The following is a 25,608-nucleotide window of genomic DNA, read 5'->3' on the forward strand; positions in this document are numbered from 1 at the left end:
TATCGCGAGCAAGCTCGCTCCCACAGGTTCTGTGGCGATCACAAATCATGTGTAAACCAAGAACCCTGTGGGAGCGGGCTTCAAATCACCGAAGATTCAGGGAACAGTCGGTGCATTCGGCACCACCATCTCCCCGGCACAAGCCCCGCGCAACTGTCCCTCGAACTGCTCGATGATCGTCGCCCAACCCTGGCGACTGGCATGCTGGCGCGCATTGAGCCGCACATTGCGCAAGGCTTCCCTGTCCTCCAGCAGCCATGCCGCTGCATCGCAGAACGCTTCTTCATCTCCCGGCATCGCCAGCACGCCGTTGTAGCCATGACGAATATGCTGGGCGGCTGCCGCCTTGTCGTAGGCCACCACGCCGAGCCCCGAGGCAAGTGCTTCAAGCACTACATTGCCAAAGGTTTCGGTCAGGCTCGGAAACAGAAACACATCGCCCGAAGCGTAGTGACACGCCAGGGCTTCACCCCGTTGGGTGCCACAGAAAATCGCTTCGGGCATTTCGTTTTCCAGTTCCTGGCGCTGCGGGCCGTCGCCGACCACGATCAGTTTCAGGATGCGCTGGGGATAACTCGCCTTGAGGGTATTGAAGGTGCGCTTGAGCAGGCCGAGGTTTTTTTCCGGGGCCAGGCGTCCGACATGAATGACGGCGATGTCTGCCTCGGCCAGTCCCCATTGCTCACGCAGGGCATTTAACCGTTTGGCCGGGTGAAACAATTCGCTGTCGACGCCTCGGGACAGCAACGCCAGTCGTTCGAAATGACGTCGCTCCAGTTCCATGCGCTGGCTGACGCTGGGCACCAGGGTCATGGTCGAACGGTTGTGGAACCAGCGCAGGTAGTGAGTCAGCAGGCGCGTAAGCAAACCCAGCCCGTACTGGTTGGAGTACTGCTGGAAATTGGTGTGGAAACCGCTGACCACGGAAATCCCCAGTCGCCGTGCCGCACGCAACGCAGAGAGGCCCAGCGGCCCTTCGGTCGCGATGTAGAGCACATCCGGGCGATGACGCGTCCAGCGCCGCAGCAGTTTGTGCATCGACGACTGACCCCATTGCAGGCCGGGATAGCCCGGTAGCGGCCAGCCGCGGCACAGCAGCAGTTCATCGTCGCTGCCCAACTGCTGGTCGCAGCCCTGACGCGGTCGTACCAGTTCCACCTGATGCCCGCGTGCGCGCAAACCGTCGCACAAGCGACCCAGGGTATTGGCCACGCCGTTGATTTCCGGAGGGAAGGTTTCGGTGATCAGGGTGATATGCAGAGCTGTCGTCATGACCCCAGTGTCGACCGGGGCCATGTCGTCAGTGTGACGTCGGGATGATGGATTTGTGACTGCGGTACCGGCGCTGATGGCTCAGCGCTGCGTCACCAGGTTTTCCGCGCCACGCTCACGCACCCAGAACAGCGTTGCCCCGGCCACGGCGGCCGGCATCATCAGGATGTTGACCACCGGGATCAGCAACACCAGGTACACGCTGCCGCCGAAGCTCATGCTCTGCCAGCGCTTCTGCCGCAGCCAGGCGAGCATTTCGTTCCAGCCCAGCTTGTGGTTGTCCGCCGGGTAGTCGATGTACTGGATCGCCATCATCCACACCCCGAATAGCAGCCACAGCGGCGCGGCGATGATGTTCACCACCGGGATGAACGAGAGGATGAACAGCCCGATTGCCCGGGGCAGAAAGTAGCCGAGCTTGCGCATTTCCCGGGCCAGGGTGCGCGGGATCATCGCAATCAGTTCGCCCCAGCTGAAGGCCGGGAAGTCGTCGGTGCCGCGCACCACCACCTCGACTTTCTCCGCCAGGAAGCCGTTGAATGGCGCGGCAATGACGTTGGCGAGCATGGTGAAGGTGAAGAACACCATCAGCACGACGAGCACCACGAACAGCGGCCAGAGGATGTAGCTGAGAAAACTCAGCCAGTCGGGCAGGGACGGCATCAAGGTGTCGACCCACAGGCTGAATTGATGGCCGGCCAGGTAGATCAATCCGACGAACAGCACCAGGTTGATCGCCAGCGGCAACAACACAAACAAACGCAGGCTGGGGCTCAGCACCAGCTTGAGGCCTTCGCGCAGGTATTGCGGGCCGGACAGAACAGGGGCGGGCATAAGAGGCTCCGGGCAGAGGGAAAACGCGCCGACCTTACCGGCTTTGCTTCACGTGCGAAAGCGCGGCAGTGGTATCGACATTCACTGTAACAAAGACGTCGATATCGTCGGCCAGATGGCATAGAGACCACCTATGAGCTGGATTGTTAATCCGTATTTCCTTAATCTTCGCCCCCTCGATACGCTGCACCCAATCTTTTTACAGGACGGTCGGGTTCAAGCCTTCCCCAAGTGCTTTCAACCGTTCTTTTTTATTCCAGCCGGCAATCCGGCGTTCCGCGCCAGGTGTTCCGGGCCGGTCAACAGGAGCAGGTCATGTCTGAAGTCCGTCATTCGCGAGTGATTATTCTCGGTTCCGGCCCTGCCGGTTACAGCGCCGCGGTCTATGCCGCCCGTGCCAACCTCAAGCCACTGCTGATCACCGGCATGCAGGCCGGCGGTCAACTGACCACCACCACCGAAGTCGACAACTGGCCGGGCGACGTCCACGGCCTGACCGGCCCGGCGCTGATGGAGCGGATGCGCGAGCACGCCGAGCGTTTCGAAACCGAGATCGTGTTCGATCACATCAATGCCGTGGACTTCGCTGCCAAGCCGTACACCCTGACCGGCGACAGCGCGACTTACACCTGCGACGCCCTGATCATCGCCACCGGCGCCAGCGCTCGTTACCTGGGCCTGCCGTCCGAAGAAACCTTCATGGGCAAAGGCGTTTCGGCCTGCGCGACCTGCGACGGTTTCTTCTACCGCAACAAACCTGTGGCTGTGGTCGGCGGCGGCAACACTGCTGTTGAAGAGGCTCTGTACCTGGCCAACATCGCCAGCAAGGTGACCCTGATCCACCGTCGCGAAACTTTCCGCGCCGAGAAGATCCTGATCGACAAGCTCAACGCCCGTGTTGCCGAAGGCAAGATCGAGCTGAAGCTGAACGCAACCCTGGACGAAGTGCTGGGCGACAACATGGGCGTGACTGGTGCCCGCCTGAAGAATAACGACGGCAGCTTCGACGAAGTGAAAGTCGACGGCGTGTTCATCGCCATCGGCCACACCCCGAACACTTCGTTGTTCGAAGGCCAGTTGACCCTGAAGGACGGCTACCTGGTTGTGCAGGGCGGCCGTGACGGCAACGCCACTGCCACCAACCTCGAAGGTATCTTCGCCGCCGGTGACGTGGCTGACCACGTGTACCGCCAGGCCATCACCTCCGCTGGCGCCGGTTGCATGGCGGCACTGGATGCCGAGCGTTACCTCGACGATCTGCAGAACGCTTGATTCTGCTTTCGTTGAATGAAAAACCGGCTTCGGCCGGTTTTTTTGTGCCCGCAAATATTGCACCAGCCCTGTGGGAGCGAGCTTGCTCGCGATTGCGGTCTATCCGTTGATATCAATTTTGAATGTTCTATCGCCATCGTCGGAACGCCGCCCGGAGCAAGCTCGCTCCCACAGGTGCCGTGTTGGCTTTGCTCTCAGGTCAGTTTTGCAAGGCAGGCTTCAAGGATATCCAGGCCTTTCTCCAGCACCGCAGCTTCGATAGTCAACGGCGCCAGCAAGCGAATGATGTGCCGCGATTTTCCGCTGGGCATCAGCAGCAAACCTGCATCCCGCGCCAAGGCCAGCAATTGGGTCAATTGTGCCGGTGCGGGCGAGCCATCGGCGTTGATCAACTCGATGCCGCGCATGGCGCCGACGCCGGTCAGGCGTCCCAGGTACGGCGTCAGCTTGTTCGCGCGCCAGGTTGCATGGCGGCCGACAATCGCTTCTTCCTGTTGTGTACCCCAGGCATGCAGGTTGGCATCGGTCATTTCGTCCAAAGTTGCCAGTGCTGCTGCGCAGGCGATGGGGTTGCCGGAGTAAGTGCCACCGAGTCCGCCCTTGGGCAGGTTATCCAGCAGCGACTTGCGCCCGACCACCGCACCCAGCGGCACACCGCCGGCGATGCTTTTACCGAGCAGGATCAGGTCCGGCTCTATGCCCAGCCGCGAGAACGCGAAGCGCTGGCCGGTTCGGCCGAAACCAGACTGGATTTCATCGGCAATCAGCACAATGCCCTTGTCGTCGCAGAACTTGCGCAGCGCCTGGGCGAACTCGACCTCCATGGCCAGGAAGCCCGCTTCGCCCTGCACCGGTTCGACGATAAAACAGGCGACGTCTTCGACATCGATCTCGACGCTGAACAGGCGCTCCATGGCTTTGAGGGCCTCGGCACAGGTGACGCCGTTGTCCTGGCTGGGGAAGGGCAGGTGAAATACCGGCCCCGGCAGCACGCCGACTTTCTGTTTGTAGGGCGCGACTTTGCCGTTGAGGTTGAGGGTGGCCAGTGTGCGGCCGTGGAAAGCGCCGTCGAAGGCGATGACCGCGCTGCGGCCGGTGGCGCCACGGACAATCTTCAGTGCGTTTTCCGCTGCTTCCGCGCCGCTGTTGGTGAGCATGCCGCTGACCGGGTAACTCACCGGCATGAACGCGCTGAGGCGATCCATCAGTTCGAGGTAAGGCACATGGGGCGCTGCATTGAACGCGTAATGGGTCAGTCGGGTGGCTTGTTCGCGGATGGCTTCGACGATACGCGGATGGCAATGGCCGAGGTTCAACACGCCGATGCCGCCGACAAAGTCGATGTAGCGTTTGCCGTCGGTGTCCCAGACCTCGGCGTTTTTGCCGTGGCTGAGCGTGACAGGGTGAACGATGTTGATCGACTGGCTGATGGTTTCGCTGCGCATGGATGACCGGCTCGAAAGAAGGAGGACTTCTTTTTATCTAAGCCGTGAGCGGTGCTACGGGGCAAACGAAATAAAGTTGCCGGGTCAATCTTAAAAGTCGGGATGTGTTTCTGATCAGTTCCGCGCCGTGAACGCAGAACCTGTAGGAGCGAGCCTGCTCGCGATGGTGGTGAACGATTACGCGTAAACCAGAGGCCCAGCAGTGCTCTTGAGTTTTTCGCGAGCAGTCGAGCGTCGACCGGCTGCTCCTACAATTTAAATCAACGGCGGGTCAGTGGCGGCTGAGCGAACTTCACACCCGCCAGGCCATGGGCAATCAACGCACGGATGTTGCCGTGATCGCTGCCTTCAGGCGTGGCAACAACCGAGCGGTAATGCTCGCCGAAAGCCAGCAGCGCTTCTTCATCGCTCAAGCCTTCCAGCAGCGCCAGACCCAGGGTCTTGCACGAGCCTTCGTTCTGCCCGGCCGCGTTTTCCACGCCACCATTGTTGAAAGCCTGAGGCTGGTAGTCGTAACCGGCGGCAATGAACGCCAGAGTATCGGCGAAGGCGTGTTCGCCGCTGTTGAGGCTGGCGCGCAGGGTGTTCAAATCACTCATTGGGTTTTCCTTTGGCGAACGCCGCCTGTTGTTCGGCGTTGGCTTCTTGCTGAAATTGGGCTTTCCACTCGGCGTACGGCATGCCGTAAACCACTTCACGGGCTTCATCGAGGCTGACCTCGATCTGGCGTTCGTCAGCCGCCGCCTTGTACCACTTGGACAGGCAGTTGCGGCAGAAGCCCGAGAGGTTCATCAGATCGATGTTCTGCACATCCTTGCGGCTGTCCAGATGGGCCACCAGCCGGCGAAAGGCGGCGGCTTCGAGTTCCAGGCGTTGTTGATCGGTCATGGCGGTCTCTGCGAGACAGCTTCAAGCGGCACGCTTGAAGCTGCAAGTTGGATGGCGGTGGCTGCAAGTCTACAGCTTGGTGCTTGTAGCTTGAAGCTAGCGGCTCGCTGCCAGCGTAATCGACACCGACTCGGCAAATCGCAGCGCGTGGGGCTTGTCGACCTCGACCTCGGCGTAGAGCACCGATGCGTTGGCCATCACCAGGTCGAGAATTTCCTGGGTCAGGCGTTCGAGCAGCGCAAAGCGGTTGCCTTCCACATGGGCGATGATCGCCTTGGTAATGGTCCGGTAGTTCAACGCGTGATCGATGTCGTTGTCCCGTACCGCTTCCTGGGCTGCGTACAGAATGGTGAGGTTGATCAGCACATCCTGCTTGTTGAGGATTTCATCCTCGTTGATGCCGATGAAGGTACGCAGGCACAGGTCTTTGACCCGGATGCGTGCCATGCCTGGCTGAAGTTGTGGCATTGCTACTTGCTCCGTCCAATCAGTTGCAGGAACTCCTGGCGGGTGTTGCTCGACTCGCGGAAGGCGCCGAGCATCACCGAGGTGTTCATGGTCGAATTCTGTTTCTCGACGCCGCGCATCATCATGCACATGTGCTGCGCTTCGATGACCACCGCGACACCGGCCGCACCGGTTACTTGTTGCACCGCCTCGGCGATTTGCCGGGTGAGGTTTTCCTGGATCTGCAGGCGCCGGGCGAACATGTCCACCAGTCGCGCAATCTTCGACAGGCCCAACACCTTGCCGGTCGGAATATAAGCCACATGCGCCTTGCCGATGAAGGGCAGGATGTGGTGTTCGCAAAGCGAGTACAGCTCGATGTTGTCGACGATGACCATTTCATCGTTGTCGGAGGCGAACAGCGCGCCATTGACGATCTCTTCGACACTTTGCTCGTAGCCATGGCAAAGGTACTGCATGGCTTTGGCTGCGCGCATCGGCGTATCGAGCAAACCTTCGCGGTCGGGGTTTTCACCGAGGCCGATGAGGATCTCTCGATAGCTCTGGGATAAGGCGTTCTGGGGCAGTGATAACGTCATGGAAAATCCTCGCGGGACACTTATTTGATGTGCCGTCCGCCGTTGACGGTCAGGGTGGTGCCGGTGACATAAGGGTTGTCGAGCAGATAGCGCAGGCTCTGGTAGATCACTTCGCAGCCGGGTTCGATGCCCAGCGCGGACTTGGCCAGCACCTTGGCGCGGTAGGCCGCGTCGTCTTCAGGGTTGAACAGTAGCAGGGCCGGGGCGATCCCGTTGACCTTGATGGCCGGCGCGTACCTGGCGGCGAAGGACAGGGTCAGGCTGTCGAGCCCGGCTTTGCTGGCGCAATAGCCGATGTGCTTGCTGCTGCCCTTGCGGGTCACGTCATCGCTGATGTGCACGATGTCGGCGGGGCTTGAGCGTTGCAGCAGGTCGGCGCAATGCAGGTTGATCAGGTAAGGCGCCAGCATGTGCACACTGAACATGCGGGTGAATGCCGCGGCGTCGGTGTCCGGCGTTTCGGCCAGCCATTCGGAGGCGTTGTGGACAATCGCCCGCAAACAGTCGGTGTGGGTTTTCAGTTCGCTGATGAAGGCGAGGATCCCGGCCTCGCTGGCGAAGTCCGCGAACACCGCGGTGGCCCCCAGATCGCGCAGGGCTTGTACGCCGGGACGCTCGCTGCGGTAGCTGAAAATCACGCGCTGGCCATCTTCCAGCAGTCGCCGGGCGCAATGCAGGCCGACACGCTGGCCTGCGCCGGTAATGAGGATAGGGGCTGCGGAAGAAGTCATGAACGGCTCGCGTCGCGGTGAGAACAAAACTATACCAGCGACGGGAGCGCTCTACCTATTGTGGGGAATATCAGTGGTTTTGGGTGGAGGGGGCTGCGGGCAAGCGGCGTACGGGCGTGCTGTTCAGCCAATTGGCCAGCAAACGGGTCGACAGTGGAATGAAGAAATACACCATCAACGGCGTCAGGCACAGGGTGCTGACGAGCACGCGGGGCAGCAGCGCCATCTCACTCAGCAGCGACCCCAACGCAAAGTTGAACAGCAGGGAAACCGGAAAGAACGCCAACCAGATTGCCACGGCCTGTTTCCAGCGCGGCGGGCGTTGACCGACGGCACCGAACCAGCCCTCGATGCCGCTGACCCGATGTTCCGTCGGGTGGGCGAACAACTCGCTGCCGCGTCCGAGCCAGGCGCTGCGCGAAGCGGAATGCTCCCAGGCATGCAGGGTCTGCTCGTTGGCGAAGCGGAAGATAATCTGGAATTCGTCATCACCGGGCGGCGGTGCGAGTACGCCTGAGCCAAGGTAGCCAGGAAAGTCAGTGGCCAGTTGTTCGCCTTCGCGCAGCCAGGCGATCAGGTCTTGATAACGTCCATTGGCAACGCGGCGCGCAACCATCAGCGTGACGGGAGGGGTAGACATTGTGCATCTCCGTAAGACATTTGCGTCGCTCCGGATAGGAACTTCGCCAGGCGCAGCGCCGGGGTAGTGGGCTGCGGCTTGAAACAAGCAAGGATTATTCCTCATTCTGCCGGCTTCGTCTTTGAGCGGTTTTTTTCGATTATGAACTTGAATCGTTGTGGGGCAGAGTAGTTAAAATGGGATCCCATCTGCACATGGACGTACAATCCCAGATGCCTGTCMTTACTGACGTAGCTTCAGGTGTACCGCGGGCTGTCTCCCTTGAACAGGAACAGCTCTATCCGATTCGCGAGGTAGCGCGCCTGACAGGCGTCAATCCGGTCACGCTTCGAGCCTGGGAGCGACGTTATGGCCTGATTGTTCCAATGCGCACCGAAAGTGGGCATCGCCTGTATTCGCTGACCGATATCGAGCGGGTTCGCAGTATCCTCGGCTGGGTCGAGCGCGGTGTAGCCGTCAGCAAGATCGGCAGGATCCTGGCCAAAACCCAGCCGTTCCAGGCGTTGTCGCACATTATCCCCAACAACCTCGTGGAAGCCGATTATGCACAGTGGCAGCAGCAGGTTCTTGCTGCGGTCAACGGGTTTGATGACATTCGGCTGGAGCAGGTCTACGGGCAAATCTTTACCAGTTACGCCCTGCCGGTGGTGTTCCAGGACATTCTGATGCCCGTCTGGAAGCAACTTTTGCAACGCCAGGGTCAATTCGGCGGCACCAGCGAGTAGCTGTTCCTGGATGGTTTTCTGCGTTCCCGGGTGGTGCAGCGTCTGTTGTTGCGGCGCGACAAACAGCCGCGTCGAGTGGTCATCTGTGCGCCGGTTGGCCATTGCCGCGAGCTGGAACTGTTGGTCGCCGCCCTGTTCCTGAGTGCAGGGCAAATTGCCGTTCGCGTGCTGAACATTGGCCAGCCGTTCGATGAGCTGGCCGTGATGTGCGAAAGGGGCAAGCCCTTGGCGCTGGTGCTGTTCTCCAATCATGCTCCGGTTCCCGAGTTGCCGCGGCGCTTGAATCGCCTGGCCATGAGTCTGGAGTGCCGATTGTTGCTGGCCGGTGATGCTTCTGATCTGGCACAGGAGAGCCTGGCCGGGACTTCGGTCGGATGCCTGGGCAATGAAGGGGAGGTCATGAGCCAGCGTCTGAAGCAGTTCCTGGCGGGTAGTCTGGATACTTGAGGTTCAGAGATGCAGCGCGGGATGAGTCAACCGATGCTGTTGCAGGATGAACTGGCGCAGGCGCTCGGTTTCGTCCGTATCGCTCTGGCTCAGTTGATAGGCATAGAAGCCTTGTTCGTTTTCTTTCTCGAAAGTGCCACGCAAGGCAATCCGCTCATAGCCTGACGGGCTGAACCACAAGGCGAAATGCTTCGGCGGCTTGGTCTTGTTGCGAACCTCCAGCAAAACTCCTTTGCACGATACTTCGTGCACCCACAGGGTGCCGGTTTGACCCTTGGCGTTTTCCAGTGCTACCGGTTCGTCCAGTACCAGGCGCCAAGGCCGGACCATCGGTCCGTCTTCATAGATGCTCGGCACGCCGAGGCGCAGGTGCAGCGCATGGAACTCGTCTTCCACCAGGTGCAGGGGGAAGGTCATTTGCTGGTTTTCGAAGCTGGCTTGAATGGTGACCTGCTCATGGGCCGCCAGGCGGGTGAGCAGGTCACGAATTTGCGATCCCCCGTTGACGAGCAGGCTCGACGTCGCGTCCCGCACATTGAGTTGCGGGTTGTGTTGCATGCTCTGGATGAAATCCAGCTCATCCTGGGTCAGGAGTGCGTCGCGTTGCATGGCCAGCTCGAAAGAAATAGTTACAAAGTCAGCGGTGATTCTAGTTACTGACCATTAATTCTGGATTTCGTTTTTGCCGTTCGTCGCCTTGAGCGCCGTCAGTTCGGCCTGGAGTTCAGCCAACTGTGCTTCAAGCTGTGTCACGCGTTGTTGTGTCTTGACCTGCGCGGTGACATCTTTCTGCACGCCGACAAAGTAGGTTTGCCCGTCCGCTGGATTTTTCACCGTTGAAAGGGACAGCTCGTTCCAGAACGGTGTGCCGTCCTTGCGGTAGTTGCGCAGTATTTCCCGGCAGGATCCTTCACGGTTCAAGGCGTCGCGAATCAACGGCAGGGCTTCCTGGTCGCGGTCTCCCGACTGCAGGAAGCGGCAATCCTGATAGAGGATTTCTTCGCTGGAGTACCCCGTCAGCCGTTCGAACGCGGGGTTGACGTAAATGAGGATTTTGTCCTGATCGCCTTCCTTTTCGGCAATCACGATACCGTCGTTGGAGGTGTTGATCGCCATTTGCAGCAGTTGTGCATTAATCATCGGGGTATCCTTTCCTGATTGATTGTCGATTGCATTCTAAAAGAACAATCACGACCGTGCTGTTAATATCCGGGTCTTTTACTCGGATTCAGGATCAGATTGATGAAAGTCGCCATCATTTCCGGCTCGGTGTACGGCACGGCCGAAGAAGTTGCCCGCCACGCCGCCAGCCTGTTGAAAGCCGCCGGTTTCGAAACTTTTCACAACCCGCGTGCGACCCTCGCCGAAATCCAGGCGTATGGCCCCGAAGCCTTTCTGGTAGTGACATCGACCACCGGCATGGGCGAGCTGCCGGACAACCTGCAACCGCTGTATTCGACCATTCGCGACCAATTGCCAGCGGCCTGGCGCGGTTTGCCGGGTGCGGTGATCGGGTTGGGTGATGCGAGTTATGGCGATACTTTTTGTGGCGGCGGCGAGCAGATGCGCGAATTGTTCGGTGAACTGGGCATTCGCGAAGTACTGCCGATGCTACGCCTGGATGCAAGTGAAAGCGTGACCCCCGAGACGGATGCCGAGCCTTGGCTGGCGGACCTGATCAACGCACTGCGCACCTGATCGTTGCCCCGGCATCCATGCCAGTCAGGGTTCTGACAGTACGGTAAAAAAACTGCCTGTCCGACCCTCGCTGGCGCCGGTCGTTTGACATGGATCCAGGGTGGCCGGGCGACTGACTCGCAGGGCCACCAAGCTGGCTGCGAATGCAAGTACACGAACCTTAACGGGTGACTAGACTCGGTAAACATAGGAAACACTCCATCATAAAAACACCGAGGTTCCTTGCCGTGACTGTTGATCCCGTCCAATCACCTCACAGTGTCAAACACCAGGTCAGTGCTGCCGAGTGGCAGACCCGCGTCGACCTGGCGGCCTGTTATCGCCTGGTCGCCCAACATGGCTGGGATGACCTGATCTTCACCCATATCTCCGCCAAGGTGCCCGGCACCGAAGATTTCCTGATCAACCCGTTCGGGTTGATGTTTCATGAAGTTACCGCGTCGAGCCTGGTCAAGGTGGATCAGGCCGGCAACAAGCTGATGGACAGTCCTTACGAGATCAATCCGGCGGGTTACACCATCCACAGCGCCGTGCATGAAGTTCGTCACGATGTCGTCTGCGTGCTCCACACCCACACGGCTTCAGGGGTGGCGGTGTCGGCACAGAAGCAGGGCGTTCTGCCGATCAGTCAACAGTCGTTGTTCGTGCTTTCCAGCCTGGCCTACCACGCCTACGAAGGCGTGGCGCTCAACCATGAAGAGAAAGTGCGGCTGCAGGCCGACCTCGGTGAAAACAATTTCCTGATGCTGCATAACCACGGTCTGCTGACCTGCGGCAGCACCATCGCCGATACGTTCCTGATGATGTTCACCTTTACGCGTGCCTGCGACATTCAGGTCATGGCGCAAAACGGTGCCGCTGAACTGATTGCCATCGAACCGCAGATTCTGGCAGGCGCCAAAGCCATGATCGCGGGTGTCACCCGAAGTGCTCAAGGCATGGGCGGAGCGCTGGCATGGCCGGCGCTGCTGCGTAAACTCGATAAACTGGACCCGGGCTATAAACTCTGATGGAACTCGCCGAGATCCCCTTGTGTGTCTGGCGTAAACGCAGCCAGACGTTCGTATTCCGTGGTCAAAGCATCCGTTACTGGACAGCAGGGCAGGGTGAGCCGCTGTTGCTCATTCACGGCTTCCCGTCCGCCAGTTGGGACTGGCATTACTTGTGGCAGCCTTTGAGCCAGCGGTTTCGCGTGATCGCTTGCGACATGCTGGGCTTCGGCGACTCGGCCAAACCGGCGAATCACGAATACAGCCTGTTGGAGCAAGCGGATCTGCAACAGGCACTGCTTGAACACCTGAATGTCGAACAGCCGGTGCACCTGTTCGCCCACGATTACGGCGACAGCGTGGCCCAGGAACTGCTGGCCCGGCATTACGAGTCGCGGGTGGAGCTGGCCAGTTGCGTGTTTCTCAACGGCGGGTTGTTTGCGGAAACCCATCGCCCGGTATTGATACAAAAACTCTTGCTCAGCCCAGTGGGCTGGATCATTGGCCGCGCCTTCAGCCGTGATGGTCTGGTGAGAAACTTCCGGCAGATTTTCGGTCCGCAAACCCGCCCCAGTGAAAGCCAGATGGATGATTTCTGGAGCCTGGTCGAAAGCCAGCGCGGGCCACGGATCATGCATAAATTGATCGCCTACATCCCGGAGCGACGCGTCTGGCGCAACCGCTGGGTGAGCGCGATGCAACGCGGTGAAGTGCCGCTGCGAATGATCGATGGCGGGGTCGATCCGATCTGCGGCGCGCACATGGTCGAGCGTTACCGGGAGCTGATCCCGGAGGCGGACACGGTCGTATTGCCCGACATCGGCCACTACCCGCAGATCGAGGCCCCTTGTGAAGTGCTCAAGCACTACTTGGCGTTTCGCGATCAATTGCTGTTGCCGCCGTGCAAGGCGGCGTGTTCCTGATTCGCAGCGTTGAATCTGTTCTGCTTCTGTGGGACCGCGTCATCCTGTCCGATGCGATCATCATCCCCCAGCCTTATCGCCCACCATTCAGCCTCCCCCGTGTTCATTGTGACCTGCCGCGCAGTGCCTGAAACTCGGACTCATTGTTCCCTGGCCTGCTGGAGTCCCCCATGAATGAGTCTGTGCGCTTCGAAGATAAAGTCGTGATCATCACCGGAGCCGGTGGCGGCCTGGGACGGGCGCATGCACTGCTGTTCGCCAAACAGGGCGCCAGGGTGCTGGTCAACGATCTTGGCGGCTCGGCCCAGGGCGAAGGCGCCAACGCTTCGGCTGCCGACCGCGTGGTAGCGGACATTCGCGAGGCCGGCGGCATCGCCGAGGCCAACCACGACTCGGTCACTGACGGTGACAAACTGGTCCAGCACGCCCTGGACGTCTTCGGTCGCGTCGACGTGGTGGTCAACAACGCCGGGATCCTGCGTGACAAGACCTTCCACAAAATGGATGACGCCGACTGGGATCTGGTTTACCGCGTCCACGTCGAAGGTGCCTACAAAGTCACCCGTGCCGCCTGGCCGCACATGCGCGAGCAAAACTACGGTCGGGTGATTTTCACTGCGTCGACCTCGGGCATCTATGGCAACTTCGGCCAGTCCAACTACGGTATGGCCAAGCTCGGTCTCTATGGCCTGACCCGTACCCTGGCCATCGAAGGCCGCAAGAACAACATCCTGGTCAACGCCATCGCCCCCACCGGCGGCACGCGCATGACCGAAGGCTTGATCCCGCCGCAGGTCTTCGAACAGCTCAAGCCGGAACTGGTCAGCCCGCTGGTGGTGTACCTGGCCAGCGAGAACTGCCAGGAAACCTCCGGTCTGTTTGAAGTCGGCGGCGGCTGGATGGGCAAGGTCCGCTGGGAGCGCAGCCTCGGTGCCGGGTTCGATCCACGGACGGGTTTCTCCCCGGAAGACGTGGCGGCGCACTGGCAGCAGATTTGCGACTTCGAGGGTGCGGCGCATCCGAAAGACAACATCGAAGCGCTGAAGGAAATGATGGGGAATTTGCACAGATATACGCTCTGATAGCGCCGGCAAGGCCACATTGATTGACCTTGCCGGTTGTTGCGTTTGTCGGCTGGGAGCCGTTTGTTACCGATCAGCCAGGAAAGTATTTGACTACCAGTGCCTTCAGATTGGCAGCTGTTTGCACGTCCATTTTTCCGTCGAAGTTTTCCGGGCGAAAATGCATCTGGAATGCCCGCACCAACTGTTGAAAGCCGCCTTCCGTTGACGCGCCCGAAACATCGTATCCATAGGTTTTGAACAGTCCCAACAATTCGTTTCGGGCGGGAATGCCCGAAGTGTTGTATTGGCGCAGATACTCGTCCCGAGTGGTTGCATCGAACCAGGCGCCGACGCCTTTCAAGTACAGCGCCTGCCAGGGAAACATCGGCCCCGGGTCACTCTTGCGACCGATCGAAACATCGGAGTGGCCCAAAACCTGCGTCGGTGTGATATCCGGGTAGCGCTTGAGGATGTTCAGCGCCAGTTGTTCAATCGCAGCAATCTGCTCGGGGTGATACGGCGGGAAGGTGAATTCGCCTTTGTTGTCGGTCGCCAGGTTGACGACTTCAATGCCGATGGACGTGTCATTCAGATTGCTGCGGTTACCCCACTGACTGACACCTGCGTGCCACGCGCGACAGGTTTCATCCACCAGGCTGAAAACTTCCTGCACGGTATGGCCGGCTTTCAGGTAACTGGGGTCAGTGATATCTGGAATCAGATAGTGCGCGCTGACATTCGGGCCGGTCAGGGCACTGACAGAACTTGAAAAGTTAGCGGCCGTGTAGTGAAGAATCAGAAAGCGTATTCGACTGTTGAAGCTTCGGGTTGAGCGATACTGGTTGTAGTTGATGGGTTTCATGGTTGCACTCGCAATAAGTAAGTTTGAAGCCGGACGAAGATAAAAGTCGTGCGCCGACTTGCTGTTCAACTTAATGGCTCGAGTGCCATTGGTGTTTACCTATGCTTGTAGGTGCTTTCTGAAAGAAATGTAGGTATTCGAAGTTTTGCCTGGATGGTCAGGGGTTACCGACTGGCAGCTGTTACTCATCAAAAAACCATCACCCATAAAAAAGGCCGCTGCAAACGCAGCGGCCAAGGTAAGACGTTGGATCAGGAGCTACAAATCAACGTCAGTGAACACAGGGCGATGAACCGAATCCTCAATTCATCTGAAATCTTTCATCACGGCGCAGGCCGGTACATCGTGCCTGCGGTGGTTTACCGTGACAGCCAGGCAAGAATAAGCCCTTGGTGTCGTAGGAAAAATACCAATTGCGGACATGCACTGTTGCAACCCCGGCAACAGTCAGGATTCGGCTGCTCGTCCTCGGGGTGATGACCCTGTGCCAGTCATCCTTTAGAGGTACACCACGAATACCTCCTTGGTGCGCTTATCGACCCCGGTGCCCGGCAGTAGGGTGAGGCCTTCTGTCACTCACCGGGGAAGACGCATGACAAAAACAACAATGCGCGCCATCTTCACACCACAGGCGCTGGCGGCTGCGGTTGCATTGGGCTGCTGTACCCAGGCACAGGCCATTTCGTTCAACATCGGGGAAATCGAGGGGACGTTCGACTCCTCGCTGTCGGTCGGCGCGAGTTGGGGCGTGCGTGATGCGGATAATGCCCTGGTGGGCACCGTCAACGGCGGTTCCGGCCAGTCTTCGACCGGCGACGACGGGCGATTGAATTTCAAGAAGGGTGAAACCTTCTCGAAGATCTTCAAGGGGATTCACGACCTCGAACTGAAGTACGGCGACACCGGTGCGTTTGTGCGTGGCAAGTACTGGTACGACTTTGAGCTGAAAGATGAAAGCCGGCCGTTCAAGGACATCAGCGATCACAATCGCAAAGAAGGCGCCAAGTCTTCAGGCGGACAAATCCTCGATGCTTTCGTCTATCACAACTATTCCCTTGCCGATCTGCCGGGTACGGTGCGTGCCGGTAAACAAGTGGTCAGCTGGGGTGAGAGCACCTTCATCGGCAACTCGATCAACAGCATCAACCCGGTCGACGTGTCCGCGTTCCGTCGGCCGGGGGCCGAGATCAAGGAGGGCCTGATCCCGGTCAACATGCTGTTTGCCTCCCAGGGACTGACGGACAAATTGACGGTCGAAGGCTTCTATCAACTGGAGTGGGACCAGACGGTTGTCGATAACTGCGGCACCTTCTTCGGTGTGGACGTGGTAGCCGATGGTTGCAACAAGGGTTACACCGTCGCCAGCCCGGCCATTGCACCGCTGCAGCCGATTGCAGCTGCCTTTGACCAGGGCTTCGAAGTCAGCAAGGAGGGGGTGATCGTTCCCCGTGGTGGCGACCGCGATGCCCGGGACTCCGGACAGTGGGGGACGGCATTGCGCTGGCTGGGGGACGACACCGAATACGGCCTGTATTTCATGAACTACCACAGCCGCTCACCGAATGTCGGGACCACCACCGCTGGCCCCGGTACGCTGGCAAGCCTTCCGGGGATCGTTGCCGCCGCCAACCGCATCGCCCCCGGCAGCGGTTCGGGCCTGGCCCAAAGTGTGATGCTCGGTCGCGGCCAGTATTACCTCGAATACCCGGAGGACATCCGCCTCTACGGCGCGAGCTTCTCCACCACGTTATCCACCGGCACCGCGTGGAGCGGGGAAATCAGCTACCGCCCCAACCTCCCGGTGCAGGTCAACACCAATGACCTGACCCTGGCCATGCTCAATCCGATTGYAGGCGGTGCGGCATCGCCCATCGCCACTACACCGGGGGCCGACAACAAAGGCTATCGCCGCAAGGAGGTGACGCAGGTCCAGAGCACCCTGACGCACTTCATCGACCAGGTCGCGGGTGCGGATCGCCTGACCCTGGTGGGCGAGGCGGCGGTGGTCCGGGTCGGCGGCCTGGAGCCGCGCACCAAACTGCGCTACGGCCGCGACTCGGTGTTTGGTCAGTATGGTTTCGGCGGTGATACCAATGGCTTCGTGACCTCGACGTCGTGGGGTTATCGCGCCCGGGCCATTCTCGATTACAACAACCTGATCGCCGGGATCAATTTCAGACCCAACCTCTCGTGGTCCCACGACGTCGCAGGCTTTGGCCCCAACGGTCTGTTCAACGAAGGCGCCAAGGCCATCAGCCTCGGTGTCGACGCGGACTATCGCAACACGTACACCGCGAGCCTCAGTTACACCGACTTTTTCGGAGGTAACTACAACGTCCTCACTGACCGTGACTTCGTGGCGTTGAGCTTTGGTGTGAACTTCTGATCTGGCTGAAAAGGATGAATTCAATGCGCAAGATGATTCTGCAATTGGGCACCGTTCTAGCCCTGAGTCTGTTGGCCGCCAACGTGATGGCTGCGGTGTCGCCGGAAGAAGCCGGCAAACTCGGCACCAGCCTTACGCCGCTCGGTGCCGAGAGGGCCGGCAATGCCGATGGCTCGATTCCGGCCTGGACCGGCGGCATCCCGAAAAATGCTGGCGCGGTGGACAGCAAAGGTTTCCTGGCCGATCCGTTCGCCAGCGAAAAGCCGTTGTTCGTGATCACCGCCGCGACCGTCGACAAGTACAAGGACAAACTCTCCGACGGCCAGATCGCGATGTTCAAGCGCTATCCTGAAACTTACAAAATTCCGGTCTATCCCAGCCACCGCACTGTGGCATTACCGGCTGAAATCTATGAGTCGGCCAAACGCAGCGCTCTGAACGTAACACCGATCAACGACGGTAACGGTCTGGCCAACTTCACCGGCAATCGCTACTACGCGTTCCCGATTCCGAAGAATGGTGTGGAGGTGATCTGGAACCACGTCACTCGTTACCACGGCGGCAATCTGCGGCGCACCATCACCCAGGCGACACCGCAGTCCAATGGCGATTTCACGGTGATCCGCTTCAAGGACGAAGTCGCGGTGCCGTCGTTGCTCGGTGATCTCAAACCTGGCAGCGACGATAACGTCCTCAACTATTTCAAGCAGGAAGTGACCGCACCGGCGCGGCTGGCGGGTAACGTGTTGCTGGTTCACGAGACCCTCGACCAGGTCCAGGAACCGCGCAAGGCCTGGATCTACAATGCTGGCCAGCGCCGGGTACGGCGTGCGCCGCAGGTGGCCTATGACGGCGTCGGCACCTCGTCCGATGGCCTGCGCACCACCGACAACTTCGACATGTTTTCCGGCGCACCGGATCGCTACGACTGGAAGCTGGTCGGCAAGAAGGAGATGTACATTCCCTACAACAGCTACAAACTCGATTCGCCGGACCTCAAGTACACCGATGTGATCAAGGCCGGACACATCAATCAGGACCTGACCCGCTATGAGCTGCACCGGGTCTGGGAAGTCGTCGCCACGGTCAAGCCGAACGAGCGGCACGTGTACGCCAAGCGCCACATGTACATCGACGAAGACAGCTGGCAAGTGGCGCTGGCCGACCACTACGACGGGCGTGGCCAGCTCTGGCGTGTCGCCGAAGGGCATGCGCAGTTCTACTACGATCACCAGGTGCCGGCCTACACCGTCGAAGCGCTGTATGACCTGATCGCCGGTCGCTATATCGCCCTGGGAATGAAGAACGAAGAGAAGCGCAGCTTCGAATTCAACATCGATGCAAGAGCGGGGGACTACACGCCAGCGGCCTTGCGTAGTACGGGGGTGCGGTAAGTTTCCTACAGGCTCCTACACAAAAAGGTGACTTCACGGTCACCTTTTTTATAGTGGGGGATCAGTGTGTTGAATACTTCTTCAACAAGCGCTCGGGAGAGGTCTAGGGTGGCGCCAGAATTATAAAAAAGGCGCATCACTATGACTGCAATGACGCACTGTCTGGACCGCCCCGGTTTCCTGCCCCGACTGTCGTCCCATCATCTGTCCCGCGAGCGGTTGATCGAGCCCATGCTGGCCTCGACTGCGCGGGTGAAGTTGCTTTGCGCACCGGCCGGTAGTGGCAAGAGCGCGTTGCTCAGCGAATGCCTGCTGCGTGCACCGGAGAACTGTCGGGTCTATTGGCTGCCGCTGGCGGGGGCGTCGTTGAGTGCAGCCGATTTTCTGTTGCGCCTGACGCAAGCGTTGGGGGTGCCATCGGCGGATGAGCCAGGGCTGCTGGCGCATCTGGCGCGATTGCAGACGCCGACCTGGCTGTTTCTCGACGATTTTTGCCGCGCACTCAACCCGGAACTCGACCGGATGCTCGATCGCCTGTTAGCCGTTGCCAGCCCGGCGCTGAGCTGGTGGCTGAGTTCCCGTCGACGACCATCCTGCAACTGGCCGCGGCTGCTGCTGGATGATGAGTTGTACGAGTGCGAAGGCCGGGCTCTGGCATTTACCGAGGCCGAAGTCGGGCAGTTGCTCGGTCATGTCGAGCCGACCCTGGCGGCACAAACCGCCAAAAGGGTAGTTGAGCGCAGCGGTGGCTGGTGCGCTGGTGTGCGGATCGCGTTGCTCAATGGTTGTCCGTGGTCGGGTGAGCAGGGGCGTTCGGCGACGCTGCTCGATTATCTGCAGCATGAGTTGTTCAACAGCTTGCCGCCGGAGTTGGTCGAGGTCTGGCAGGTGTTGGTTCATCTACCACGCTTCAACGCCAGCTTGTGCGAGCATCTTTTCGGTACGGGTGAGGGCGCGCAGTGGCTGCATGCGTTGCAGGAAATGGGCTGTTTCATTGAACCCTGGGAAGACTCCGTCGAGTGGTTGCGGATCTTCGAACCACTGGCCCGGGCGATGCGTGAAGAACCGTCCCCGGCGGGGCGATCCTGGCATCGCCGCGCGTGCCAATGGTTCAGCACCGAAGAAGACTGGCAAGGTGCGTTCGAGCAGGCTCTGTTGGCGCAGGAGCTCGAAGTTGCGGTCAGCCTGTTGCAGCACTTCAGCTTCGAGCATTTGTTCCGGCGTGAAAATATCTGTCTGCTGTTGAAACTCCACGAGCGTCAACAGGCTGAACTGACCCTCGTTACACCGCAATTGGTGGGACTGGTTACCGCGGCGTTGTTGGTTGCCGGGCGCTTCGATCATGCCGCCGCGTGCATCGAGCAACTGGCACGATTTGCCCCACAGCCTACGCAGGCGCTGCAACGGCAACTGCTGGCACGCTGGCAGGCGCAACAGGGCTGGTTGCTGCATTTGCAAGGTCGCATGGAGGCGGCCCGCGTTCACTTTCTCGACGCGCTGGCCGAGTTGAGCGTCGATGCCTGGCCGGTGCGATTGTTGTGCCTGTCGGGTCTGACCCAGCAGGCCTTGCTCAACGCCGAACTCGATGTGGCGCAGACGTTCAATCGTGAGGCGCTGTGTCTGGCGCGCGCCCAAGGCTCGCTATTGTTCGAAGGGTTGCTTGAGCTCGATCACGCGCAGTTGCTGGAGATGCGCGGAGCGCCCCGACGCGCCGAGAGCTTGTTGGCTGAAGTTTTTGCCTTGTTGTCCCGACAGGCTGATCGACCGACGCCGTTATTGGGGCGAATTGCCCTGCGGCGAGGGCGGTTGGCCCTCTGTCAGGGACAAGATGAGTTGGCCGCCGGTTTCTTCCGGTCCGGCCTGGAGGACTGCCTGCAAAGCCAGGACAAGCACGCGTTGTATGGCTTTCTCGGGCAAGCGCAGATGGCCGCCAATCGGCGCGATTATACCCTCGCGTTTGATCGTCTGCGCGAAGCCGAGCGAGTGATGCAGCAGCGGCAGATTCCCGATACGGTGTATCGCGGGGTGCTGCTGCAAATCAGCAGCCATTTCTGGTTGCAGCAAGGGCGACCGGAATTGGCCTGTGAGGCGCTGACCCGTGTCTTGCGTCACTATCGCGGGCCTCGTGCGCGTCAGGCGCCACCAGCCACACTTCAGCTGATTGCCCGTATCGAGTACCAATTGGTGTTGGCGCAGATGCATTTGCAACAGACGCAAAAGCCGCTGGATCGGCTGCAGGAGTTGCTCGATCACGCGCAACGGCACGCCATGCTGGCACTGGAAACGGAATTGCATTTGGTGATCAGCGAAGTGGCGGACCTGACCGCGGAGCCCAGGCTGGCCAAGGCGGCTTTGGAGGCGGGCCTGGCGCTGGTGAAGCGCTGTAACGGGCAACAGGCGTTGCGTGAACTGGGCCTGCGCCAGCCGAACTTGCTCAGCCGTTTGCGCGGGGAAGAGTCGGTGACGGCCATGCTCGCCGATGTCAGCCCGCTGAGTACCCGGGAGATTGAGGTGCTGGGTCTCATTGCCCAAGGCAGTTCCAATCAGCAAATTGCCGAGCGACTGTTCATCTCCTTGCATACGGTGAAAACCCACGCACGGAGAATCCACAGCAAATTGGGGGTTGAGCGTCGCACGCAAGCTGTGGCGATGGGCAAGAAGCTGGGGCTGATCCTGCCCGTCTGATCAGCGCCGTTGCGTTCAGGTTGTCAATGCGTCTGGCTGATAGCCCATGCGCCAACTCACTGCTCGTGTGGCAGACAGCAAACGCTGCGCCGCGGGACCGTTTTCATCGGCATGGAACAGCGAGGTCGGCCCGACCACCGTCAGTACTGCGGCAATCTTGCCCATGGCGTTGAATACCGGTGCCGACAAGGCATCCACACCGGGCATCAGCAATCCATGCACATGATGCAGGCCCCGTTGGCGGATCTGTTCGCACATCGTCGTGTACGCCTGATCATCCGCCAAGCTGTGGGTGGCGCTGCTCTGCAACTCCTGATCGCGCAGGTCCACGGTTTCACGCCTGGGCAGGTAGGCGCCAAACACCAGTCCCGTCGAAGAACTGAGCAATGGCAACACCGAGCCCAGTTGTGTCACCACCGTCACCGCACGCACCGCCGGTTCGATATGCACCACGGTCGCGCCCTGGTTACCCCATACCGCCAGAAAACAGGTTTCGTTCAAGTCGTCGCGCAGTTCAGCCAGGGGCAGGGCGGCGACTTTCAGCACGTCCATACTGTTGAGTGCCGCCAACCCTACGCGCAAGGCTTCGCGGCCAAGCCCGTAATGGTTGGTCGCAGCGTTCTGCTCGGCGAATCCGCTGGCGATCAGCGCCTGCAAATAGCGGTGAACCTTGCTCGCCGGCATCTGCACGTGTTCAGCCAGGCGCGACAGCGAAGTCGAAGGCGACAACTCGGCCAACGCCTTGAGGATGTCGGTGCCAACCTCGGCCGAGCGGACTTTCTGTTTACCGTTGTTGTCGCTGGTTTTTTCCATGGTGGCTGGGATCCCGGGACGAATGGGCGTCTTTATAGCTTGACGGTCAATACCAATCAAATTACGTTATGCGTAATCTAATTACGATAAAAATAACCGAGGCAGGCCAGTAACTCTTCCAAAGGGTGACCGGCATTGCCGACTCCCTGTTCAGGAGGCTCCATGAACCCCGATTCAACGACGCCAGCGCTGGCCTACCTGTCAGGCTTCGGCAACGAATTCAGCAGCGAAGCGTTGCCCGGCGCACTGCCCGTCGGCCAGAACTCCCCGCAAAAAGCCCCGTACGGCCTCTACACCGAACTGTTCTCCGGCACGGCGTTCACCATGCCGCGCAGCGAGGCGCGGCGCACCTGGATGTACCGCATTCAGCCGTCGGCCAATCACCCGGCATTCGTCAAGCTTGACCGGCAACTGTCCGGCGGCCCGCTGGGCGACGTAACCCCCAATCGCTTGCGCTGGAACCCGCTGGACATTCCCGCCGAGCCGACCGATTTCATCGATGGTCTGGTGAGCATGGCGGCCAACTCGGGCGCGGAAAAACCGGCCGGGATCAGCATCTACAACTACCGCGCCAACCGTTCCATGGAGCGTGTGTTCTTCAACGCCGACGGCGAGATGTTGCTGGTGCCTGAACTGGGGCGCCTGCGCATTGCCACCGAACTAGGCGTGCTTGAACTGGAACCGCTGGAAGTTGCCGTACTGCCACGCGGCCTTAAATTCCGCATTGAACTGCTCGATCCGCAAGCCCGCGGTTACGTCGCCGAAAACCATGGTGCGCCGCTGCGTCTTCCGGACCTGGGGCCGATTGGCAGCAATGGCCTGGCCAATCCGCGGGACTTCCTGACCCCGGTGGCGGCCTACGAAAACCTGCAACAACCCACCACGCTGGTGCAGAAGTTCCTCGGCCAGCTGTGGGCCTGCGAGCTCAATCATTCGCCGCTCAACGTGGTCGCCTGGCACGGTAACAACGTACCGTACAAATATGACCTGCGCCGTTTCAACACCATCGGCACCGTCAGTTTCGATCACCCTGATCCGTCGATCTTTACCGTTCTGACCTCGCCGACCAGCGTTCACGGCTTGGCCAACCTCGACTTCGTGATCTTCCCGCCGCGCTGGATGGTGGCCGAGAAAACCTTCCGTCCGCCGTGGTTCCATCGCAACCTGATGAACGAATTCATGGGTTTGATCCAGGGCGAATACGACGCCAAGGCCGAAGGCTTTGTGCCCGGCGGTGCTTCGTTGCACAGCTGTATGAGCGCCCACGGTCCCGACGGTGAGACTTGCACCAAAGCGATCAACGCGGACCTCAAACCGGCGAAAATCGACAACACCATGGCGTTCATGTTCGAGACGAGCCAGGTGTTGCGCCCAAGCCGTTTCGCCCTCGATTGCCCACAACTGCAAAACACTTACGATGCCTGCTGGGCCACGCTGCCCGCCACTTTCGACCCGACCCGGAGATAACCCATGACGCAGACTTCCATCACTCGCAGCTGGGTTGCATCCGCCAACGGCCATGCTGATTTCCCCCTGCAAAACCTGCCGCTGGGCGTGTTCAGCCTCAACGGCTCGGCACCGCGCAGCGGCGTGGCCATTGGCGAACATATCTTTGATCTACAAGCGGCCCTGGAGGCCGGGTTGTTCGATGGCGCAGCGAAGGCTGCGGTCGAGGCCACCCGTGGCGGTCAGTTGAATGCGTTCTTCGAACTGGGCCGCGAGGCTCGCGTCGCCTTGCGCGAGCGTTTGCTGGAACTGTTCGCCGAGGGCAGCACCCTGCACGGCAAGATCGAAGCCCTGGGCGCAAAACTGCTGCCGCTGGCGGCGGATTGCGAGATGCACCTGCCAGCGAAAATCAACGATTACACCGACTTCTACGTCGGCATCGAGCACGCCCAGAACGTCGGCAAACTGTTCCGTCCCGACAACCCGTTGCTGCCGAACTACAAGTACGTGCCAATCGGCTACCACGGTCGCGCGTCGACCATTCGCCCGTCCGGTACCGATGTGCGCCGCCCGAAAGGCCAGACGTTGCCGGCCGGTCAGAGCGAGCCGACGTTCGGCCCTTGCGCGCGCCTGGACTACGAACTGGAACTGGGCATCTGGATTGGTCAGGGCAACGACATGGGCGACTCGATTGCCATTGGCGACGCCGCCGATCACATCGCCGGTTTCTGCCTGCTCAACGACTGGTCGGCACGGGACATCCAGGCCTGGGAATACCAGCCGCTGGGCCCGTTCCTGTCGAAGAGCTTCATCACCAGCATCTCGCCGTGGGTCGTCACCGCCGAAGCGCTGGAACCATTTCGTCGCGCCCAGCCTGCGCGTCCGCAAGGCGATCCGCAGCCGCTACCGTACCTGTTCGACAAGCGCGATCAGGCCGCTGGCGCGTTCGACATCGAACTGGAAGTGCTGCTGCTCACCGAGGCCATGCGTGAACAGAACCTGCCAGCCCATCGCCTGACCTTGAGCAACACCGGGCACATGTACTGGACCGTGGCACAGATGGTGGCGCACCACAGCGTCAATGGTTGCCAATTGCAGGCTGGCGACTTGTTCGGCTCGGGTACCTTGTCGGGACCGGAAAACGGCCAGTTCGGCAGCCTGCTGGAAATCACCGAAGGCGGTAAAAAGCCGATCGAACTGGCCTCGGGCGAGGTGCGTAAATTCCTTGAAGACGGTGACGAAATCATCCTGCGCGGACGTTGCCGCCGCGACGGTTTCGCTTCCATTGGCTTTGGCGAGTGCCGCGGCAAAGTGCTGCCGGCACGCTGAGAGGAGTGGGGCATGGAACTCTATACCTACTACCGTTCGACGTCTTCGTACCGGGTGCGTATCGCTTTGGCACTCAAGGGCCTGGATTATCGATCCTTGCCAGTCAATCTGATCGCACCGCAGGGTGGTGAGCATCGGCAGCCACCTTATCTGGGTATCAACCCGCAGGGCCGCGTGCCGGCCTTGCGCACCGATGAAGGCGAATTGCTGATCCAGTCTCCCGCGATCATCGAATACCTGGAGGAGCGTTATCCACAGGTGCCGCTGCTGTCCAGGGACCTGACTGCCCGCGCACACGAACGCGGCGTAGCGGCAGTGATCGGCTGCGATGTGCACCCGTTGCACAACGTCAGCGTGCTCAATCGGCTGCGCCAGTCGGGCCACGACGAACCGCAGGTGGTGGAGTGGATCGGCCACTGGATCGGCCAAGGGTTGGCCACGATTGAGCAGTTGATCGGGGATGACGGTTACTGCTTCGGCCCCGAGCCTGGGTTGGCGGACGTCTACTTGATCCCGCAGCTGTACGCAGCCGAGCGTTTCAGTGTTTCTCTTGAAGCTTACCCGCGAATCCGGCGAGTGGCGGCATTGGCGGCGACGCACCCGGCGTTCATCAAGGCGCATCCGGCGAACCAGCCAGACACGCCTTGAGTCAGAAGCCGGATCAAAAGATCGCAGYCTGCGGCAGCTCCTACCCCCATCCTCGTAGGAGCTGCCGCAGA

General features: G+C 60.1%; 24 protein-coding genes and 1 pseudogene. 12 read left to right on the forward strand and 13 right to left on the reverse strand.

Annotated elements, in window-relative coordinates:
* Positions 1 to 96: 96 nt before the first annotated feature.
* Both AC1DRN_RS03695 and cysZ read right to left on the reverse strand, forming a co-directional pair.
* The gene (locus AC1DRN_RS03695; RefSeq protein WP_223463401.1) at positions 97 to 1,296 is read right to left on the reverse strand and encodes a glycosyltransferase family 4 protein; all 1,200 of its coding nucleotides are present in this window, start codon (positions 1,294 to 1,296) and stop codon (positions 97 to 99) included.
* 57 nt (positions 1,297 to 1,353) lie between these two features.
* Positions 1,354 to 2,106 carry a sulfate transporter CysZ gene (gene cysZ, locus AC1DRN_RS03700; RefSeq protein ID WP_103394183.1) on the reverse strand — a complete coding sequence of 251 codons (753 nt, stop codon included), beginning with the start codon at positions 2,104 to 2,106 and terminating at the stop codon, positions 1,354 to 1,356.
* Positions 2,107 to 2,421: 315 nt separating this feature from the next.
* Between cysZ and trxB the strand changes: the two genes are divergently transcribed.
* Positions 2,422 to 3,378, forward strand: a complete 957-nt coding sequence (gene trxB, locus AC1DRN_RS03705; protein WP_218429324.1) for a thioredoxin-disulfide reductase — start codon at positions 2,422 to 2,424, stop codon at positions 3,376 to 3,378.
* Between the two features lie 194 nt (positions 3,379 to 3,572).
* Here the strand turns inward: trxB and AC1DRN_RS03710 are convergent, their stop codons facing one another.
* The 7 genes from AC1DRN_RS03710 to AC1DRN_RS03740 all read right to left on the reverse strand — a co-directional run bounded on the left by AC1DRN_RS03710 (position 3,573) and on the right by AC1DRN_RS03740 (position 8,128).
* Positions 3,573 to 4,823 carry a 2-aminoadipate transaminase gene (locus tag AC1DRN_RS03710; RefSeq protein ID WP_223463400.1) on the reverse strand — a complete coding sequence of 417 codons (1,251 nt, stop codon included), beginning with the start codon at positions 4,821 to 4,823 and terminating at the stop codon, positions 3,573 to 3,575.
* Between the two features lie 260 nt (positions 4,824 to 5,083).
* Positions 5,084 to 5,422, reverse strand: a complete 339-nt coding sequence (locus AC1DRN_RS03715; RefSeq protein ID WP_223463399.1) for a HopJ type III effector protein — start codon at positions 5,420 to 5,422, stop codon at positions 5,084 to 5,086.
* Entirely contained in the window at positions 5,415 to 5,711 is a 297-nt protein-coding gene (locus AC1DRN_RS03720; RefSeq protein WP_218429330.1) for a DUF1244 domain-containing protein, read from the reverse strand. Before AC1DRN_RS03720 ends, AC1DRN_RS03715 begins: the two co-directional genes overlap by 8 nt.
* A gap of 96 nt (positions 5,712 to 5,807) precedes the next feature.
* The gene (gene folX / locus AC1DRN_RS03725; RefSeq protein ID WP_007970304.1) at positions 5,808 to 6,179 is read right to left on the reverse strand and encodes a dihydroneopterin triphosphate 2'-epimerase; all 372 of its coding nucleotides are present in this window, start codon (positions 6,177 to 6,179) and stop codon (positions 5,808 to 5,810) included.
* A gap of 2 nt (positions 6,180 to 6,181) precedes the next feature.
* Entirely contained in the window at positions 6,182 to 6,757 is a 576-nt protein-coding gene (folE, locus tag AC1DRN_RS03730) for a GTP cyclohydrolase I FolE (RefSeq protein WP_223463398.1), read from the reverse strand.
* A gap of 20 nt (positions 6,758 to 6,777) precedes the next feature.
* Entirely contained in the window at positions 6,778 to 7,488 is a 711-nt protein-coding gene (gene folM, locus AC1DRN_RS03735) for a dihydromonapterin reductase (protein WP_223463397.1), read from the reverse strand.
* 70 nt (positions 7,489 to 7,558) lie between these two features.
* Positions 7,559 to 8,128 carry an antibiotic biosynthesis monooxygenase gene (locus tag AC1DRN_RS03740; protein WP_223463396.1) on the reverse strand — a complete coding sequence of 190 codons (570 nt, stop codon included), beginning with the start codon at positions 8,126 to 8,128 and terminating at the stop codon, positions 7,559 to 7,561.
* 212 nt (positions 8,129 to 8,340) lie between these two features.
* Here AC1DRN_RS03740 and AC1DRN_RS03745 point away from each other — a divergent pair.
* Positions 8,341 to 9,300, forward strand: a pseudogene (locus AC1DRN_RS03745) (MerR family transcriptional regulator).
* 3 nt (positions 9,301 to 9,303) lie between these two features.
* On the opposite strand, the gene AC1DRN_RS03750 reads toward AC1DRN_RS03745, so the two are convergent.
* Together AC1DRN_RS03750 and AC1DRN_RS03755 are read right to left on the reverse strand one after the other, a co-directional pair.
* Positions 9,304 to 9,909 carry a hypothetical protein gene (locus AC1DRN_RS03750; protein WP_108218236.1) on the reverse strand — a complete coding sequence of 202 codons (606 nt, stop codon included), beginning with the start codon at positions 9,907 to 9,909 and terminating at the stop codon, positions 9,304 to 9,306.
* Positions 9,910 to 9,963: 54 nt separating this feature from the next.
* On the reverse strand, positions 9,964 to 10,440 hold the full coding sequence (locus AC1DRN_RS03755; RefSeq protein ID WP_223463394.1) for a PAS domain S-box protein: 477 nt from the start codon (positions 10,438 to 10,440) through the stop codon (positions 9,964 to 9,966).
* Between the two features lie 102 nt (positions 10,441 to 10,542).
* Here AC1DRN_RS03755 and AC1DRN_RS03760 point away from each other — a divergent pair, with 102 nt between their 5' ends.
* From AC1DRN_RS03760 to AC1DRN_RS03775, 4 genes are all read left to right on the forward strand, one after another.
* Positions 10,543 to 10,998, forward strand: a complete 456-nt coding sequence (locus AC1DRN_RS03760) for a flavodoxin (RefSeq protein ID WP_223463393.1) — start codon at positions 10,543 to 10,545, stop codon at positions 10,996 to 10,998.
* A 227-nt stretch (positions 10,999 to 11,225) separates the two neighbouring features.
* A complete protein-coding gene (locus AC1DRN_RS03765) occupies positions 11,226 to 12,008 on the forward strand; it encodes a class II aldolase/adducin family protein (RefSeq protein ID WP_223463392.1) in 783 nt (260 codons plus the stop codon).
* Positions 12,008 to 12,910, forward strand: a complete 903-nt coding sequence (locus AC1DRN_RS03770; RefSeq protein WP_223463391.1) for an alpha/beta fold hydrolase — start codon at positions 12,008 to 12,010, stop codon at positions 12,908 to 12,910. Before AC1DRN_RS03765 ends, AC1DRN_RS03770 begins: the two co-directional genes overlap by 1 nt.
* 170 nt (positions 12,911 to 13,080) lie before the next feature.
* Positions 13,081 to 13,992 (forward strand): SDR family oxidoreductase, encoded by a 912-nt coding sequence (locus AC1DRN_RS03775; RefSeq protein WP_223463390.1) that lies wholly within the window; start codon positions 13,081 to 13,083, stop codon positions 13,990 to 13,992.
* A gap of 73 nt (positions 13,993 to 14,065) precedes the next feature.
* Here the strand turns inward: AC1DRN_RS03775 and AC1DRN_RS03780 are convergent, their stop codons facing one another.
* Positions 14,066 to 14,836 (reverse strand): N-acetylmuramoyl-L-alanine amidase, encoded by a 771-nt coding sequence (locus AC1DRN_RS03780; protein WP_223463410.1) that lies wholly within the window; start codon positions 14,834 to 14,836, stop codon positions 14,066 to 14,068.
* Positions 14,837 to 15,428: 592 nt separating this feature from the next.
* Here AC1DRN_RS03780 and AC1DRN_RS03785 point away from each other — a divergent pair.
* From AC1DRN_RS03785 to AC1DRN_RS03795, 3 genes are all read left to right on the forward strand, one after another.
* Positions 15,429 to 17,222: a DUF1302 domain-containing protein gene (locus tag AC1DRN_RS03785; RefSeq protein ID WP_477786628.1), complete on the forward strand. Its 1,794-nt coding sequence runs from the start codon at positions 15,429 to 15,431 to the stop codon at positions 17,220 to 17,222.
* Positions 17,223 to 17,245: 23 nt separating this feature from the next.
* Positions 17,246 to 18,616, forward strand: a complete 1,371-nt coding sequence (locus tag AC1DRN_RS03790; RefSeq protein WP_223463388.1) for a DUF1329 domain-containing protein — start codon at positions 17,246 to 17,248, stop codon at positions 18,614 to 18,616.
* A 141-nt stretch (positions 18,617 to 18,757) separates the two neighbouring features.
* Positions 18,758 to 21,301 carry a LuxR C-terminal-related transcriptional regulator gene (locus AC1DRN_RS03795; RefSeq protein WP_223463387.1) on the forward strand — a complete coding sequence of 848 codons (2,544 nt, stop codon included), beginning with the start codon at positions 18,758 to 18,760 and terminating at the stop codon, positions 21,299 to 21,301.
* 15 nt (positions 21,302 to 21,316) lie between these two features.
* Here AC1DRN_RS03795 and AC1DRN_RS03800 read toward each other — a convergent pair whose 3' ends face one another.
* Entirely contained in the window at positions 21,317 to 22,114 is a 798-nt protein-coding gene (locus AC1DRN_RS03800; protein ID WP_223463386.1) for an IclR family transcriptional regulator, read from the reverse strand.
* A gap of 162 nt (positions 22,115 to 22,276) precedes the next feature.
* Here AC1DRN_RS03800 and hmgA point away from each other — a divergent pair, with 162 nt between their 5' ends.
* From hmgA to maiA, 3 genes are read left to right on the forward strand one after another with little or no spacing between them, the layout of a single operon-like run.
* Complete coding sequence (gene hmgA, locus AC1DRN_RS03805; protein ID WP_223463385.1) at positions 22,277 to 23,581, forward strand: homogentisate 1,2-dioxygenase; 1,305 nt, start codon at positions 22,277 to 22,279, stop codon at positions 23,579 to 23,581.
* Between the two features lie 3 nt (positions 23,582 to 23,584).
* Positions 23,585 to 24,889, forward strand: coding sequence for a fumarylacetoacetase (gene fahA, locus AC1DRN_RS03810; protein WP_223463384.1), 1,305 nt, complete (start codon positions 23,585 to 23,587; stop codon positions 24,887 to 24,889).
* A gap of 12 nt (positions 24,890 to 24,901) precedes the next feature.
* Positions 24,902 to 25,537 carry a maleylacetoacetate isomerase gene (gene maiA / locus AC1DRN_RS03815; RefSeq protein ID WP_223463383.1) on the forward strand — a complete coding sequence of 212 codons (636 nt, stop codon included), beginning with the start codon at positions 24,902 to 24,904 and terminating at the stop codon, positions 25,535 to 25,537.
* The last annotated feature ends 71 nt before the right edge of the window (positions 25,538 to 25,608 follow it).

The sequence above is a fragment of the Pseudomonas sp. P5_B3 genome (assembly GCF_056400405.1).